Origin of the sequence: Mesorhizobium sp. M7A.F.Ca.CA.001.04.2.1 (assembly GCF_003998485.1) — a bacterium.
GTDB lineage: Bacteria > Pseudomonadota > Alphaproteobacteria > Rhizobiales > Rhizobiaceae > Mesorhizobium > Mesorhizobium ciceri.
In genome coordinates, this window is record NZ_RZQT01000069.1 from 17,517 (window position 1) to 33,434 (window position 15,918).

Annotated in this window: 16 protein-coding genes and 1 riboswitch; of the genes, 9 read left to right on the forward strand and 7 right to left on the reverse strand. The window is 64.2% G+C overall.

Translation table 11 applies throughout. The annotated features are described in order from the left end of the window. Window positions 1-35: 35 nt before the first annotated feature. The 5 genes from EN955_RS21240 to EN955_RS21260 are packed head-to-tail and all read left to right on the forward strand — an operon-like array spanning window position 36 to window position 5,188. Window positions 36-1,823 (forward strand): bifunctional alpha/beta hydrolase/class I SAM-dependent methyltransferase, encoded by a 1,788-nt coding sequence (locus EN955_RS21240; RefSeq protein WP_196815411.1) that lies wholly within the window; start codon window positions 36-38, stop codon window positions 1,821-1,823. Between the two features lie 5 nt (window positions 1,824-1,828). Further along, window positions 1,829-3,154: a phosphatase PAP2/dual specificity phosphatase family protein gene (locus tag EN955_RS21245; RefSeq protein ID WP_024504851.1), complete on the forward strand. Its 1,326-nt coding sequence runs from the start codon at window positions 1,829-1,831 to the stop codon at window positions 3,152-3,154. Further along, the gene (locus EN955_RS21250; RefSeq protein ID WP_024504852.1) at window positions 3,151-3,594 is read left to right on the forward strand and encodes a hypothetical protein; all 444 of its coding nucleotides are present in this window, start codon (window positions 3,151-3,153) and stop codon (window positions 3,592-3,594) included. Before EN955_RS21245 ends, EN955_RS21250 begins: the two co-directional genes overlap by 4 nt. Continuing rightward, window positions 3,591-4,253, forward strand: a complete 663-nt coding sequence (locus tag EN955_RS21255; protein WP_024504853.1) for a lysophospholipid acyltransferase family protein — start codon at window positions 3,591-3,593, stop codon at window positions 4,251-4,253. Before EN955_RS21250 ends, EN955_RS21255 begins: the two co-directional genes overlap by 4 nt. After that, window positions 4,253-5,188 (forward strand): phosphatidate cytidylyltransferase, encoded by a 936-nt coding sequence (locus tag EN955_RS21260; protein ID WP_013532378.1) that lies wholly within the window; start codon window positions 4,253-4,255, stop codon window positions 5,186-5,188. Before EN955_RS21255 ends, EN955_RS21260 begins: the two co-directional genes overlap by 1 nt. A 25-nt stretch (window positions 5,189-5,213) precedes the next feature. Here EN955_RS21260 and EN955_RS21265 read toward each other — a convergent pair whose 3' ends face one another. The 3 genes from EN955_RS21265 to EN955_RS21275 are packed head-to-tail and all read right to left on the reverse strand — an operon-like array spanning window position 5,214 to window position 8,015. Continuing rightward, entirely contained in the window at window positions 5,214-6,200 is a 987-nt protein-coding gene (locus EN955_RS21265) for an iron ABC transporter permease (protein WP_081714386.1), read from the reverse strand. A gap of 29 nt (window positions 6,201-6,229) precedes the next feature. Continuing rightward, window positions 6,230-7,177 (reverse strand): ABC transporter substrate-binding protein, encoded by a 948-nt coding sequence (locus tag EN955_RS21270; protein WP_024504855.1) that lies wholly within the window; start codon window positions 7,175-7,177, stop codon window positions 6,230-6,232. Between the two features lie 49 nt (window positions 7,178-7,226). Further along, window positions 7,227-8,015: an ABC transporter ATP-binding protein gene (locus tag EN955_RS21275; protein WP_024504856.1), complete on the reverse strand. Its 789-nt coding sequence runs from the start codon at window positions 8,013-8,015 to the stop codon at window positions 7,227-7,229. 164 nt (window positions 8,016-8,179) lie between these two features. Then, window positions 8,180-8,387, reverse strand: a riboswitch (cobalamin riboswitch). Window positions 8,388-8,622: 235 nt separating this feature from the next. Between EN955_RS21275 and EN955_RS21280 the strand changes: the two genes are divergently transcribed. Beyond that, a complete protein-coding gene (locus EN955_RS21280) occupies window positions 8,623-9,456 on the forward strand; it encodes an AraC family transcriptional regulator (protein WP_024504857.1) in 834 nt (277 codons plus the stop codon). Window positions 9,457-9,461: 5 nt separating this feature from the next. Here EN955_RS21280 and EN955_RS21285 read toward each other — a convergent pair whose 3' ends face one another. From EN955_RS21285 to EN955_RS21295, 3 genes are read right to left on the reverse strand one after another with little or no spacing between them, the layout of a single operon-like run. Next, window positions 9,462-10,601, reverse strand: a complete 1,140-nt coding sequence (locus EN955_RS21285) for an alanine racemase (RefSeq protein WP_024504858.1) — start codon at window positions 10,599-10,601, stop codon at window positions 9,462-9,464. Beyond that, the gene (locus EN955_RS21290) at window positions 10,601-11,878 is read right to left on the reverse strand and encodes a D-arabinono-1,4-lactone oxidase (protein WP_024504859.1); all 1,278 of its coding nucleotides are present in this window, start codon (window positions 11,876-11,878) and stop codon (window positions 10,601-10,603) included. Before EN955_RS21290 ends, EN955_RS21285 begins: the two co-directional genes overlap by 1 nt. Before the next feature lie 12 nt (window positions 11,879-11,890). After that, complete coding sequence (locus tag EN955_RS21295; protein WP_024504860.1) at window positions 11,891-13,078, reverse strand: MFS transporter; 1,188 nt, start codon at window positions 13,076-13,078, stop codon at window positions 11,891-11,893. 124 nt (window positions 13,079-13,202) lie between these two features. Here EN955_RS21295 and EN955_RS21300 point away from each other — a divergent pair, with 124 nt between their 5' ends. After that, entirely contained in the window at window positions 13,203-13,829 is a 627-nt protein-coding gene (locus EN955_RS21300) for a TetR/AcrR family transcriptional regulator (RefSeq protein WP_024504861.1), read from the forward strand. An 8-nt stretch (window positions 13,830-13,837) separates the two neighbouring features. Here EN955_RS21300 and EN955_RS21305 read toward each other — a convergent pair whose 3' ends face one another. Further along, window positions 13,838-14,806: a hypothetical protein gene (locus EN955_RS21305; RefSeq protein WP_245265387.1), complete on the reverse strand. Its 969-nt coding sequence runs from the start codon at window positions 14,804-14,806 to the stop codon at window positions 13,838-13,840. A gap of 140 nt (window positions 14,807-14,946) precedes the next feature. Here EN955_RS21305 and EN955_RS21310 point away from each other — a divergent pair, with 140 nt between their 5' ends. Together EN955_RS21310 and EN955_RS21315 are read left to right on the forward strand one after the other, a co-directional pair. After that, complete coding sequence (locus tag EN955_RS21310) at window positions 14,947-15,600, forward strand: class I SAM-dependent methyltransferase (protein WP_245265388.1); 654 nt, start codon at window positions 14,947-14,949, stop codon at window positions 15,598-15,600. A gap of 164 nt (window positions 15,601-15,764) precedes the next feature. Then, window positions 15,765-15,918 (forward strand): co-chaperone GroES (locus EN955_RS21315; RefSeq protein ID WP_164750074.1); only part of this gene is annotated, 154 nt, incomplete at its 3' end.

The window sequence follows — 15,918 nt, forward strand, 5'->3', positions numbered from 1 at the left end:
CCATGCCGCCAGTGGGGCCGCCAGAGGGAAAGACCATGATGCACGAACCGGTCGCCGCCGCGGCCACGGAAAGCCTTGCGCGGCAAGCGCAGGAGCGGGTCTTCCGCAGCCATGACGGGACGGAGATCTTCTACCGATTCTGGCCGGCGGCTTCGGCCGATGCCAAAGGCGCGATGGTGCTCTTCCATCGCGGCCACGAGCATGGCGGCCGCATGGCCCATCTCGTCGATGAATTGCGGATGCCGGACCACGCCTTCTATGCCTGGGATGCCCGCGGCAATGGCCGTTCGTCCGGCGAGCGCGGCTATGCCCCGTCCTTCTCGGCGCTGGTGCGCGACATCGACTGCTTCATGCGCGAGATCGCTGAAAGGGATGGCTTCGCCACGCGCGATATCGCGCTGATCGCGCAGTCCTTCGGCGCCGTTCTGGCCGCCGCCTGGGTGCATGACTATGCGCCGAAGCTGCGCGCCATGGTGCTGGCCTCACCGGCCTTCTCGGTAAAACTCTACGTGCCCTTCGCCAAGGAGGGCATAGCGCTCTGGCAGAAGATCAAGGGCCGCTTCTTCGTCAATTCCTACGTCAAGGCGAAATTCCTGACCCATGATCCCGTGCGAATCGCCTCTTTCGAGAGCGATCCACTGATCACGCGGCCGATCGCTTCCAACATCCTGGTCGAACTCTATCAGCATGCAGCCCGCATCGTTGCGGACGCCCGCGCCATCACCGCGCCGACGCAGCTTCTGCTTTCGGGCAGCGATTGGGTCGTGCGCCACGGCCCGCAGCACGAGTTCTTCGTCAATCTCGGCAGCCGCATCAAGGAACGTCATGTGCTGCCGGGCTTCTTCCACGACACGCTGGGCGAACGCGACCGGGCAAAGGCCCTCGACCTGATCCGGCCGTTCCTGGCCAGGCAGTTCGCGGCACCGGATGCGCCGGTCGACCTGAAGCAGGCGGACATTGCCGGCTACACACGCGACGAGGCCGACCGGCTTGCTTCACCGCTCGCGTTGATGTCGCCAAAGGGCCTCTATTGGGCATTCAGCCGCGCCTCCATCCGCATGGGCGCCTGGGTCTCCCAAGGCATGAAGACCGGCATTGCCACCGGCTTCGATTCCGGCTCGACGCTGGATTATGTCTACGAAAACGACGCGCGCGGACTTACGCCCCTTGGCCGCGTCGTCGACCGTGTCTTCCTGGAAGCTATCGGCTGGCGCGGCATCCGCCAGCGCAAGCTGCATCTCGAAGAACTGATCGGCTCTTGCCTGGCAACGCTCAAGACCACTGGCCGGCCAGTGCATATTCTCGACATCGCCGCCGGCCACGGCCGCTATGTTCTCGATGCCATCGTGAAGAGCCCCGACCAGCCGGCGAGCGTGCGTCTGCAGGATTATTCCGACCTCAACGTGCAGCTTGGCCGCAAGCTGATCACGGAGCGGCAATTGCCGGCTGACGTCACGTTCCAGCGCGCCGACGCTTTCGATGCCGACGTGCTCGCCAACGCCGATCCGGCGCCGGACCTCGCCATCGTTTCCGGCCTCTACGAGCTATTCTCGGACAATGCGATGATCGCCCGGTCGCTCGGTGGATTGGCCAGCGCCATGCAGCCGGGCAGCCTGTTGCTCTACACCAACCAGCCTTGGCACCCGCAGCTCGAGATGATCGCCCGCAGCCTGACCTCGCATCGCGGCGGCGAGGCCTGGGTGATGCGCCGGCGCACGCAAGGCGAAATGGACCAGCTCGTCGAAGCCGCCGGTTTCGAAAAGCTCGACCAGCGCATCGACCAATGGGGCATCTTCACCGTCTCGCTCGCGCGGCGCCGCTGAGCAGCATGGTGTCATCGCCTGCATCCGTGGCGCGTGCCGAACCCTATAGCCGGGTGGTCGTCAGGGCAGCCCTGTGGCTGGCCTTCCTGGCGCCGTTCTTCTATCTCAGCTACGGCTTCGCCAACTGGCTGGCGTCGCGGCGCGACGATGTCGGCAGTATCGTGTTCTCGTGGGAGCACGGCATCCCGTTCGTCGCCTGGACCATCGTGCCCTATTGGTCGATCAACCTGTTCTACGGCCTGTCGCTGCTGCTCAACAACGACAGGCAAGGGGTCGACCGTCTGGCCGGACGCTATCTCACCGCGCAAATCGTCGCCGTTATCTGCTTCATCCTGTTCCCGCTGACCGCTACATTCGTGCGGCCGGCGACGACCGGCCTGCCCGGCTTCCTGTTTGCCGTGCTCGGCGGTTTCGACAAGCCGTTCAACCAGGCCCCCTCGCTGCACATCGCCCTTTTGGCGATCATCTGGGATCATTGGCGCCACCGGCTCGGCGGGTTGCTCCTGCCGCTCTGGCACGGCTGGTGCTTTCTGATCGGCGCCTCGGTGCTGACGACCTGGCAGCATCACTTCATCGACATCCCGACCGGCGCGCTGCTCGGGTTCTTTGCGCTGTGGCTGTTTCCGCGCAGCGGCGCATTGCCGTTTGCAGGCTTCCGGCTGACCAACGATGCGAAAGCGCGGCGGCTGGCGCGGTTCTACGCTATGGGCGCCGTCCTCGCGCTGGCCGGTGCCGCGCTCGGTGCCTACGTTTGCGCCGTCGCGCTCTTCCTGCTTTGGCCGGCGCTGGCGCTGGCCATCGTCACCCTCGCCTATGCAGGGGCAGGCGAAAAAGTGTTCCAGAAATCCGCCGATGGCAGCATGACGCTTGCAAGCCGTGTCCTGCTCTTGCCTTATCGCCTCGGCGCCAGGGCAAACATATGGGCCTGGACGCGCAATCTTGCCCCCCAGGTGGCGATTGCCGAAGGTGTCTTTCTCGGGCGCTTTCCCACGGCAAGCGAGGCCAACAGCTTCGGCACGGTCATCGACCTCGCCGCCGAACTCGAAAAGCCGGCGACAACCGATTGCCGCTGGATCAGCTTTCCGATGATCGACCTGTTGCCGCCGCCACTGGCGATACGGCAACAGGCAGCCGGCGCGCTGGAGAATGCACGCCGCGACGGCACCGTCCTGGTGTGCTGCGCGCTCGGCTTCCAGCGCAGCGCCGGCGTCGTCGCCGAATGGCTGGTGGCGACCGGCAGGGCCGGGACGCCGACGCTCGCCCGCGAGATGCTCGCGGCCGCCGGCCGGCCGGTCCACCTTGCAGAGGCCACTGGGCGGGCGGCGTCATGACAGGCAATACCTATCAGGACCGCACCGACCGCTTCGCCGGCATGCTGATGCGACAGGCCGCGTGGCCGGCCGCAATCGTGCTGACCGCAAATGTCCTTGCGCCTCTAGCCGCGTCGGCGCGCGGTGCCTTCGAGACCTTGCCCGCGGCCATCGCTTTGTCGATCGCCGCCGCGAGCGCGGTTGCGGTGCTGGCGCTGTCGGCATTGCTGGCATTCGACGCGCTGCTGTTCCGACTGATGGCGAGCCATGACGACGAAGCTTCCGGCGGTGCCGCGGTGGATGACATGTTGGCGCGCATGCGCCTGAAACCGGCTCCGTTCGCGACACGCTTGCTCGATGACCGCATGGCCGGCACAAGCCGCTTGCTGTTCAAGCAACGCGCTGCCCTGGCTCTGTTTGCCGCAGCGCTTCTGGCGGCAGGGTTTTGGGCGCCGCGATGAACAAGCTTTCGCTCAAGACCTTCACCTTGCTGCAGACGGTAACCTCCGTCGGCCTGTCGGCTCTGGCCCGGATGGTGACCGGGGTGCGGCCGATCTGGAACGGCAGCCTGCCCTCCGAGCGGCAGCGCATCTATTTCGCCAATCACACCAGCCATGGCGACTTCATCCTTTTGTCGGCCTGTCTCAGCGAAAGGGAGCGCGCGATCACCCATGCTGTTGCCGCAGGCGAATATTGGGGGAAGTCGCGGCTGCGCCGCTTTATCGCGCAGGACATCTTGTCGTCCGTGCTCATCAACCGGCAATGGACGAGACCTGAGGAAAACCCCATCGAGATCATGCTGTCGGTTCTCGACCAAGGGCACTCGCTTATCCTGTTTCCCGAAGGCACACGCAACATGACCGAAGAGCCGCTGCTGGCGTTCCGCTCCGGGCTCTACAATCTGTCGACGGCGCGGCCTGAGGTCGAGCTGATCCCGTGCTGGATCGAGAACATGTCGCGCGTGCTGCCCAAGGGCCAGTTCCTGCCGGTGCCGCTGCTGTGCCGCGTCGTTTTCGGCGCGCCTGTCGCGGTTGGCCCGGGCGAAGAACGCCGCGCCTTTCTCGAGCGCGCCCACGCCGCGCTTCTGGCGCTCAACCCGCGTCCCGAGCGAGACGATTGATGCGCCACGAGATCTCCATCCTGATCATCGGCCTGCTGGCGGTTTTGACCACCGCCAGCATCGTCGCCACCATCCTTTCGGCGCGAGCGCCGAAGCCGCTGAGCTCGACGCTTGTCAATCTCACGCAGCGCATCAACGCCTGGTGGGTGATGGTGGCGCTGATGACGGTCGCCTTCTTCTTCGGCCGTTACGGGATGACCATCCTGTTTGCGCTGATTTCCTTCGCCGCGCTGCGCGAATTCGTGACGCTGACGCATACGCGCCGCAGCGACCATTGGGTGCTGCTCGGCATGTTCGGCATCATCATCCCGTTTCAGTACTGGCTGGTGTGGACCGCCTGGTACGGGCTCTTCGTCATCTTCATTCCGGTCTACTGCTTCCTCTTGATGCCGGCCATCACGGCGCTGCATGGCGACACCGAACGCTTCCTCGAGCGGATCGCCGCGCAGCAATGGGCGGTGATGATCTCGGTCTATTGCGTCAGCCACGTCCCCGCCCTGCTGACACTCGACGTGCCAGGCTTCGAGGGCCGCACCCTGCTGCTGATCGCCTTCCTGATCATCGTCGTGCAAGGCAGCGACGTGCTGCAGTACATCTTCGGCAAGCTGTTTGGTAAACACCGGTTTTCGCCGAACGTCTCGCCGTCGAAAACCTGGGAAGGGCTGATCGGCGGACTGGTGTCGGCGAGCCTGCTCGGCGCGCTGTTGTCGTTCGTGACGCCCTTCTCGCCGCTGCAGGCGGCAGGCGTGGCCTTCGTCGCCTGCTCGATGGGATTCCTAGGCGGGCTGGTCGCCTCGGCCATCAAGCGCGACCAGGGCGTCAAGGACTGGGGCCATCTGATCGAAGGCCATGGCGGCATGATGGACCGCACCGACAGCCTGGTCTTCGCCGCCCCGGTGTTCTTCCACATCGTGCGCTATTTCTGGACCGTGTGATCCGGCGACCGGTTGCCAAACGCGCTCAAAGCCGGTTGCGGATCAGCATGGTGACGACGAAGAACGCACCGACCGAGCTGGTGATGATGCCGATCGGCAGTTCCTGCGGCGGCAGCAGCGTTCGGGCCAGAAGATCGCTGGCCAACAAAAGCACCGCGCCGAAGACGGCGCAGCTGGCAACCAGGCGCAGATGCAAGGGGCCTGCCAGCGGCCGCGACAGATGCGGGATCATCAGCCCGACGAAGCCGATGACCCCGGCGACAGAGACCAGGATCGCCGTCGAGAAGGCGGCGACGAGAAACGTCATTCGGCGCATGCGCGCCACTGGCACGCCAAGGCTTTCGGCGGCGTTTTCGCCGGCCAGGAAGGCATCGAGCCGGCGGTGGTTCCACAGCGCGTAAGCCAGAATGGTGCCCGCACCCAGCGCGCCCAACCAGATATTGTCCCAGCGCGCCAGGCCAAGGCCGCCCATCGTCCAGAACAACACGGAGTGGGCGGCGCGCTGGTCGCCGGCAAAGACCAGGTAGTTGGTCAAGGCGGTGAACATGAAGGACACGGCAAGGCCGGCGAGGATCAGCCGCTCCGGCCCTTGGCCCCTCACCCGCGCGACCAGCAGCAGGACGACGCCGGCGGCCAATATGCCGCCGGTGAAGGCCGCGACCGGCAACGTCCAGATGCCAAAGCTGTCGCCGAAGACGGTGATGACGGAAACAGCACCGGCGGCGGCGCCCGACGACAGGCCGAACAGGAACGGATCGGCGAGATCGTTGCGGGTCACCGTCTGCAGCAGCGCGCCGACGACGCCGAGGCCCGCGCCGACGCAGATGGCCAGGATCGTGCGCGGCAGCCGCAGATCGACGACGATCTTGCCGACCGGCCCGGACACGTCGTGCCCGCCTAAGCCGATTGCGCGGCCAAGCGCTGCTACAACGTCGGCCAGCGGGATCAGCGTCGAGCCATAGGCGATCGACAGCAGAGCGAGAGCGGCGATCGCCGCCGCTCCCGCCAGCATGGCCAACGCAAATGCCGGATGGCGCAAGCTCAAAATGCTTCCGGGTGCATGGCCTTGGCGATCTTGTCGATCGCTTCGATGTTGGCGGGTCCAGGCGTCAGCTCGGCGTAGCGGAGGGCGACGAAGCGCTCGTTCTTGACCGCGTCGGTCTCCTTCATGGCCGGACGCGCCTTCAGGAAGTCGAGCAGCTTCCTGTAGCCGCCACCGTCCTGGTAATCGAGCAGGATGAGGAATTGCGGATTGCGCGACGCCACCGTTTCCCAATCCGTGTTGCCCCAGCTGGTGTCCATGTCAGCCATGATGTTGTCGCCGCCGGCGGCAGTGATCATGGCGCTGGGGATGGCGAACTTGCCTGCGGTGAACGGCTTGTCCTCGCCGGAATCGTAGAGGAACACCCGCGTGCCCTTGGCGCTGCCGACCTTGGCGGTGATGTCGGCGAGCTGCGCCTTCCAGCCAGAGACAAGCTTTTCCGCCTCTGTCTCCTTGCCGAAGATCTTGCCCAGCTTTTCGACGTCGCCGTAGAGCAGGTCCATCGAGGCGGCGGGGCGCCTCTTGTCGAGATGGACGCAGCTTTCCGCCAGAACCAGCGTCTTGATGCCGTGCGGGGCAAGCGTGTCGGGCGTCACCTCGCCACCCGGCTTCATGCCGTAGTACCAGCCGGCGAAGAAGAAATCCGGCTCCACGGCCACGAGGTTTTCGAGCGTCGGATATTTCGGCGCCAGCTCCGGGATCGAACCCTGCTCTGCCTTGAATTCGGGACCGACCTTGTACCATCCGGTGATGCCGGTCAGGCCGACGATTGACGGCTGCAATTTCAGCGCGAAAGCCATCTCAGCCATGTTCAGATCATGGATGACAGCGCGCTTCGGCGGCGCGTCGAAGGTCAGCGGCTTGCCGCAGCTGTCGACGGTTACCGGGAAGGCGAAGGCGGTCGAGGTCAGCAGCGAGACGGCAAGCGAAAAAGCGAGGCGTTTCACGGGTATGCTCCTTGTGGGTGGGATCGGGTCGACTATGGAACGGCTTCAATCACGACGGCGGCGCGGCACGGTTCGGAACCTCGAACACCGTCAACTCTCGATCCTCGGTCGGATGGCGCAGGCGCAGCACATCGATGCCGAAAATCTCGCGGATCAGCTGTTGGGCCAGCGCTTCGCGCGGTGCGGCGAGCGCTTGCAGACGGGCATGGTTCATCACCGCAACCCTGGTGGCGAAGGGTGCTACCAGCGCCAGATCGTGCAGCACCGCGATCACCGTCATCTCGAAGCCTGCCACGAGGTCGAGCAGTTCGCCGCGGGCGCGCGGGTCCAGATGGTTGGTCGGTTCGTCGAGGAACAGGATTTTGGGCTGCTGGGCGATGGCGCGCGCCAGTTGGGCGCGCTGGCGCTCGCCGCCCGACAGCGAGCCGACGGTGCGGCCAAGCAGCGGCAGCAGGCCGGTCCGGCGCAGCGCATTGACGACAATGTCGCGTTCCTCGCTCCTGCGCCGCAGCCCGGCGTGCGGGACCCGGCCAAGCTCGACATAATCGATCACCGCCAGCCGCGGATCGGGCTGGTCGGTCTGGCCGACAACGGCGATATGCAGCGCCCGCTCGGCGGCCGAAATCCTGTCCAGCCCGCGTCCGCCAAGCTTCACCTCGCCGGAACTTGGCCGCAGCATGCCCGACAGCATGCGCAGCAGCGTCGTCTTGCCGGCGCCGTTGGGACCGATGATGGCAAGGCGATCGCCAGCGGCCACCGAGAAGCTGACCGCCTGGACCAGATTCCGCCCATTCGCCATGGCACAGAGGTCATGGGCTTCGAGAAGCGCTGCGCTCATCGGCTGCAGCCCGCCGGATTGCGGGGACGGCAAAGCGTGCGCATGGTGATGCGATGATCGATGGAGCCGTCCAACTTTCCGTCACTTTCCAAAACTGGCGACGGAAGGAAGCTGGCGAACCGGCCGACAAGGCCGGGATTCGCGTTTCCTCCCGGCACACCCCGTCCGGTCAACTCAGTGATGGCAGGTCTCCTGGCTCGCGGGTCGTTGCGCCATCCTGCCTTCCCAGCCTTGCCGGCCAGTGGCATTCACGGATTTTGCTCGCCGCTTACAGTTGCGGGGGCAGCCACGGCCTCGACCTGAACAGGCCTCACCGTGTTCCCTTTTCACCCCTCGCCTTTCGGCTCGGGGACCATCACCACTTCAGCGTAGATTTCCACCAAACGCTTCGCAATGGATTTCTCGGACGAAGTGGTGGGCCAGCTAACGGAAACAGGCATTGCACGCTCACTTTATGTAATAACATAACATTCTTAGGAGATGACGCGGCCCGCTGTCAAGCGAAAGCCCATGGGATCGGCGCAGATTGCACGGAATGCGCAATTTCGATCAAACTGGCCGCGCCAGGAAACGCCAAGATGATCCGGCCAATGCGAAAAGGAGCCCCATGAACCCGACCGAGAAAGCGCTGTGGTTCGTCGAGAGCCATCTGCCGGAGGCGATCTCGCTTGACGATGTCGCGCAAAGCAGCGGTGTGTCGCGTTTTCATGTGACGCGCGCCTTCGGCGCCGCAACCGGCCGCTCGGTGATGGGTTACATGCGCTCACGCCGGCTGACCGAGGCGGCGCGCAAGCTGGCCGGCGGAGCGCCCGACATCCTCGCCGTCGCGCTCGACGCCGGCTACAACTCGCATGAGGCGTTCACCCGTGCCTTCCGCGATCAGTTCGGCACCACGCCGGAACTGGTGCGCGCGCAAGGCTCGACCAACAACCTCGACCTCGTGGAGCCGATCCTGATGGACCAGTCCTTCCTCACCAATCTCGAACCACCGCGCTTCGAGACCAGCCGGCCGTTCCTGATCGCCGGCCTCGGCGAACGCTACAGCTGTGAAACCAGCGCCGGGATTCCGATGCAGTGGCAGCGTTTTGCACCCTATATCGGCAACATCCCCGGCGAGATCTCAGGCGTTTTCTACGGCGTCTGCCTTAACGGCGACGACGCGGGCAATTTCGACTATGTCGTCGGCGTCGAAGTGTCCGGCTTTGCGGATCTGCCGAAGGACTTCTATCGGGTGCGGGTGCCGGCGCAGAAATATGCGGTGTTCTCGCACCGCGAGCACATCTCATCCATCCGCCGGACGATCAACACGATCTGGAACAGTTGGCTGCCCGCCTCCGGTCACGAAATCGCGGATGCACCGGAATTCGAGCGCTATGGACCGGAGTTCGATGCCCACAGCGGCAATGGCGGGCTGGAGATCTGGGTACCGGTGAAGGCGTAGCTCGATCACGCCATCGGCAGCGCCGGCCAGCGATCGATGACCTTTCCGCCGGAAAACACGGCGATCGACCCGAATTGCTGCAGCACGGCCTCGCTCTGCGTCGGCCTTAGAAACGCGTAGTCGCCTGGCCTTGCGGTCGCATCGGCGGGCAAGCCCATGAATTGCTGGTTGGAGGACAGGCCGAGCAGGCCGTTCGTCTTCATGCCTTGGGGGAAGACCGGCTCGGCCATCCACTTGCCGCCATAGAGATAGCAGCCCTTGCGCGGAAACCGGCCGAGCGCCTGCAGCAGGCGGGTGACGGCCGGCGGGCCAGGCAGCATCGGCTCGACCACTTTCAGGATCGGCGTAGCGATGAAAGCCGCCGGCTGGAAGCCGTCGAGGCCTGGCGTATCGAAGTCGCTGGGCAGCACGAAGGCCGAGCCCATCGACACTTCATTGGCCGCGCCGCCACGATGAAGCAGCGCGGTCTTGCTGCCGCCGATGTTGAGGATGCGGCGCTGGTCGGCACCGAGACAGGCGACGAACGCCGCAGCCTGCGCCGACGCCTCCGCCAATGCCTTTGCCGGTCCGCCGAAAAGGCCGGGAATGAGCGGCGCATGCGCCTCGTAGGCCATGACGCCTTCGCAATGCAGCCGGACCGGCAACGCGCTCAGCGCCTTCGACAAGGCCGCGGGATCAGCAAAGCCGCCGCGATGCAGCCCGACATCGATCTCGAAAGCGATGCGCAGGCCGATGCCGAGTTCGTCAGCGAGAGCACCGTATTCCGCCAGTCTCTCCTCGCTGTCGATCAGCCAGCAGACACGCGACCAGTCGGCATCACCCTTCACCAGCGCAGCCCTTGCCGCACCGATCGGCATCGGCTTGCCGTAGAGCAGATCGGCATCCGGAAACGCCTTCAGCACCGCCTTGCTGATCGGCGGGTGGAAGGTCATGAAGCGCTCATGGCGAAGCGCCTTGCCTATATGCGCAAGCAGCGGCAGGCAGGCGAGCGATTTGTCGACCAGCCGCACGGCCAGGCCGGGATCCAGCCTCCTTTTTACCAGGGCAATGTTTCCGTCCAGCCGATCGCGGTCGAGCAGCAGGCAGGGTCGGAAGATGCCGGCGGTCTTCAGCGCATCCGAGAGGGTGGAAAAATAGGTGCTCATCATTCGATGCCGAACAGGCCGGCCATGTAGGGCGACACGAAGCGGTTTTCCGGATCGATGTCGCGGCGCGCCGCCATGGCATCGTCCCAGCGCGGGTAGAGCTTTTTCAGCTCCGCCGCCTTGAGGCTGTGCATCTTGCCCCAATGCGGCCGGCCGCCATATCTGCGGAAGATCGGCTCTGCCGCCCGCATGAACGGCAAAGGATCGTTCGCGGCGTCATGGTGGATGGCGATGGAGCAGGTCAGCCTGTTGTAGAATGGCGAAAGCCAGAACTGGTCCGGCGCGACCGAGCGCACCTCCATCGGGAAATAGACCTCGGGAAAGCGCTTCTCGGTCAGCTCGATGATCTCGGCCAGCGCCTTCGGCCCTTCCTCGAACGGCAAATGATATTCCATCTCGTTGAACTTGGTCTGCCGGTCGCTGGCATAGACGTTGAGCCAGTCCTGCACGTAGTCCTCGGCGGGAAATTTGGCGGCCGCCGATCGGATCAGGCGGCCACGCAGCGATGGCAGCCAGGCAAGTGAAGTGCGCAGCCTGCGCAGTGTCCTCAAACCCGCCTCGTCCTCTTCCGGCGGCCGCGTGGTGGGTGCGGCATCGCTGAAATCGCTGGCGATGAACTGCGCATAGCCGGAAAACGGAATGTAGTAGAATTCGGCCGAGCGATGCGCGGCCATCATCGCCTCGAAATCACGCAGCATCTCGGTGATCGGCAGCACATATTTGCGGCGGCGCAACCGGTAGGTCGCGATGTTGTTCAGCGTCACTTCGGTGAGCACGCCGAAAGCGCCGAGCGCGACACCGATGGCGTGGATCATGTCCCGATCCCCTGCCCGCTTGAAGTCGCGGACCTTGCCAAGCCCGTCGACGATCTGCACCGTCTCCAGCTGCGTGTGATAGGCGCCGAGCGTCGGCCCAGAGCCGTGCGTGGCTGTGCCCAGCGCGCCGCCGATCGCCTGGCGGTCGATATCGCCCATGTTGGGCAGGCCCTGGCCAATGCCTTGCAGGATGTGCATGAGCGGGCCGAGCCGGGTCCCTGCCCGCACCCGCGCCTGATGTTTTTGCGCGTCGTGCGAGACCAGCCCTTCCAGTCTCTCCAGGGACAGGATCGTGCCCTGCGATTTCACCAGCGGTGTGAAGGAATGACCGGCGCCGGCAACGCGCACCGGGCCAGGCGCGGTCCGGACGAGATCACCGAGTTCACCGGCATCGCCGGGGCTGGCGATCAGCTTGGGCTCGGCACTTACGAAGCCCGACCAGTTGCTCCAGGTGTTCGACATGGCGCTCCCCGCTCAGGCAACCGCACGACGGCGACGTGACACAAGAACGAAGAGACCGAGCAGCGCCACGCTTGCCACCGCGCTGGCGGCGGCGAATTCCGGCACCGGCCGGAAATCCTTGCCATCGATGAGCAGCGACGCCGCAATCGGCCCGATCGCCAGGCCGAACAGTTGGGCTGCCGGCACCAGCAGCACAGCGGTGCGCGTCTCGTCGGCGGTGATCGCCAGACGGATCTGGTAGGGCACGATGAACAGCAGGATAAAGCCCATGGCCAAGGCAGCGACCCAGAACGTCGTCAGGCCGGGGCTGCTGGCAAGAACCAGGGAACTGACAAGCGCCACGACGCCGATCGCCGCGATGGCAAGGCGATAATCGATGCGCGCCTCGAACGCGGTCGCCGTCATCGCCCCCAGGACCTGCACCGCGAGGCTGGCCGAGACGATCAGGCCGACGGTGCGGCCATCGATGCCGTATTGCGCGCCTAGCGGCTCCAGGAAAGCCCAGACCGCGCCGAAGAACATGAAGTAGCAGAAGACCGACAGCAGCGCGGTCATCGAGGGAACCGTCAGCACATTGGCCAGATTCTCTTCCTTGGGCAGGTCGGCATAGTCACCTGGGACAGTGAAAGCGACCGCCAGCGACACGACGCAGACGACGGCAAGAACGATGAAGCCACCCGCCGACCCTGCGGCCGGGATGACATAGAGCGCCAGCAACAGGGCGAGCGCGCATTGCGCCAGCGTCTGCATGGTGACGAAATAGCCGCCGATGCGCTCGGCACGCCGCGAGCGGGCGATCAGTTCGGTGGCGATGGCGACCAGACCGCCCTCGGCGAGCCCGGCAAGGGCGCGGGCCGCAATCAGCATGTTGGCGCTCGCGGCATAGGCCGTCCACACATTGGCCAGCGCCAGCAGCAGCAGAAGGACGGCACTTTTCCAGCGCATATTGTGGGCCGAAAGCAGCATCGCCACGACGGCCGAACCGATGGCAATGGCGATCATCTCGGCGGTGGCGACCAGCGCCAGTTCGTCGCCGCTGACATGGCCTTCGGTGTAGAGAGCTCCGAGCAGCACCGGCTGCAGGCCGAGGATGAGCAGGCCGACCGAACCGATCCACAGGGCCGAGGCGAGCTGCCAGCCGGTCGGATTGCCGACCAACCAGTCGCCACTGCCTGCGTGGCCGGTATCTGTCGAAGCCAAAGGCGCCTCCCCAACGTCCTTGCCGCGCGGCAAAAAAGCTGACAACCTGTCAGTATTTCAGAAACTGATACTTGATCATATTTCTTGTCAACCGGAATCTAAAAACCGTGCGAAAGATCGGTGCATGACGGAATTGAAGAGAATGGCGACCGAGCCGAGGCGCAGGCCCAAGCAGCAACGCAGCCGCGAGCGCATCGACGCGATCCTGTCGACGACCATGCGGCTGATCGGGGAAAAGGGTATCGACGCCGTCACCATGAAGGAGGTCGGCATGCTGGCGGGCGGGCCGATCGCCACCGTCTACCACTATTTTCCCAACAAATCGGCGATCCTGGCGATGCTCTATGAGCGGTTTTCAGAGGTCAGCCGGGCACGGCTGACGACGATCATCGCCGAAATCCACGAGGCGAAAGATGTCATCGTGGCCGCTGACCGGCTGCTCGATGATTATCTCAGCCGTGTCGCCGGCGATCCGGCCATCCAGGACCTGCAGAACGCCATCCAGGCCGACAAGGCGCTCAAGAACCTCGACCTCGCCGAAACGCGGCACCAAGCCAAAATGTTCTGCGACCATGTCATCGCCCTGATCGAGCCGGAAAAGCGCGAGCAGTTCGAACGCATGGTTCTGCTGATCTTCCAGCTCGCCGGCGGTGTGGTGCGCCTGGCGCTCGCCGAGGACGAGGCGGAAAGCCGCCGGACCATCGAGGATTACCGGTCTATCATTCACACGCAGCTGCGGCTGTTTCTCTAGAGCCGCGCCTATTTCGCCCGATGGACGAGGCCTTCGAAGCCGTGTGTCAGATCCGAAGCGCCGGCCGCAAACATCTTGACGAGGTTTTGCGGACGGCCGGGAGTCTTGTTCGCATCGAGGAGGATGGCCCTGCCCTCATGCATGACGAAATCGAATTTTCCATAGTCGAAGCCGAGTTCACGCCGGCGCTCACGCAATTCGTCGGGCACCGGGACGGGCTCGCGCCGGATCGTCTCCGATGCCTTGACCAGGCCGTTCGGGGAGACGTAGCGGGTGCAGCGCTCGCGCTCTCCGCAAAACACCCAGAAACGAACAGCAAAACCGTCGGGTTCTCTCTCCGGAATGAACTTTTCCACGACGAGATCGTCGCAATCAAAGACGCCGTCCGGAACGTCGCCGAGAGATCTGTGGATCTCATAGGGGTGCAAGATTGGCAAATGCGGAAACGGCGGCTGTTTGCCCGCGCGCTCGGATCGCCGGTTGAGGAGCGTCTCCGGGATTCCCCGATTGTTGAGATTGCTTTTGACGATCACCTGACCTTGCCAGCTGTCGGTTTTGTCGATCAATGCACCACTGATCCGCCGTTTGGATATGTCGGCGGCGCCGATGTTGAGGCAGAATGCAAAACTCCGGGCATAGTCGACATAGTCCGTGGGCGTCACCGTGGCATCGACATGCAATACCGCCATATCGGCGCTGACCGGCTTCGACAGGCCTTGCTGAACCCGAATCGAATGGCCGCGCCTTTTCAATTCCGCAAGAATGTCGAACAGCATGTATGGGCTGCTCCTGCGCAGCAGAATATCGCGCCTGCCCAGGAACCTGTCATGCTCATGCGTTATCACGGCGATACGCGCCACTATCCACCTCCTGGACTGTCTGTAGATGCCTTGAAATCTCTTGGCTTGTCCAACGACCTCTATTAAGCCCCGGTGATATCCAAAATCCAGGCGTGCAGGGGGCCAATGGAATTGCATGACAAATCATTGGGACGATTACCACCGCCATTGGAAACTTCTGGAAGCGCCGCTCCGGCCGACAGCGGAAACCGTCGCTATATTCGATCGAACTTGATCTCGGAAATGCCGATGTCCTTCTCTTGGGGGTTACCCCGGAATTGGCAGTTCTGGGCAAGTCGATGTTGGCGGTCGACCAGTCGGCGGCCATGATTTCCGGCGTATGGGCTGGCGACGACGGCTCGCGACGGGCAATCGCCGGCAACTGGCTTAACCTGCCCGTGGACCGCGCAAGCATCGACGCCGTCATCGGCGACGGATGCCTGTCGGCGGTCGCTTCCCAGGCGGCGCGCAGTTCGTTGTTTGGCGAGGTCGCCAGGGTGCTGAAGCCTGGCAGGCGCGCAGCGATCCGCGTCTTCGCACGACCGGAAACGGCGGACGATCTGTGCGGCATCGAAGCTCTGGTTCTGGCCGGCGGGATCGAGAATTTCCACGCGCTCAAATGGCGGATTGCGATGGCGTGTACGACCGACGACCGCGATTTTACCATCAAGGTGGCAACGATCCGCGATGCATTCGGCAGACTGTTTCCGGACCGCGAAGCTCTTGCCGCGCGAACAGGATGGAGTATGACCTCGATCAACACGATCGACGTCTATGCAGGCTCGGACATAAGCTACAGCTTCGCGACGCTGGCCACGCTGACCAACGAGGCAGCCAACTGGTTCGGCGACGTGCGCGTCGTGCCGAGCGGAAGCTATCCGCTGGCGGAACGGTGCCCGCTTCTGGTGCTCGGTTCGGCCAGGCACCGGTAAGTTCATCATCATGCGCCAAGAGGCGCTCCGAGCGCCTTGACTCCGGCGCGCCGCCAGCCTATTTCAGCGCCACGTTAGCACTCGCCTTTGGTGAGTGCTAACCACATGTCCGGCGCCGCCGGATGGAGGAACTGTTTCTCACCGTTCTCATCGAGGAAGAAAAAATGGCAAAGTCGAAGTTCCGCCCGCTTCATGACCGCGTGGTCGTTCGCCGGGTCGAATCCGAATCCAAGACCGCTGGCGGGATCATCATCCCCGACACGGCAAAGGAAAAGCCGCAGGAAGGCGAGATCATCGCTGTCGGCTCCGGCGCTCGTG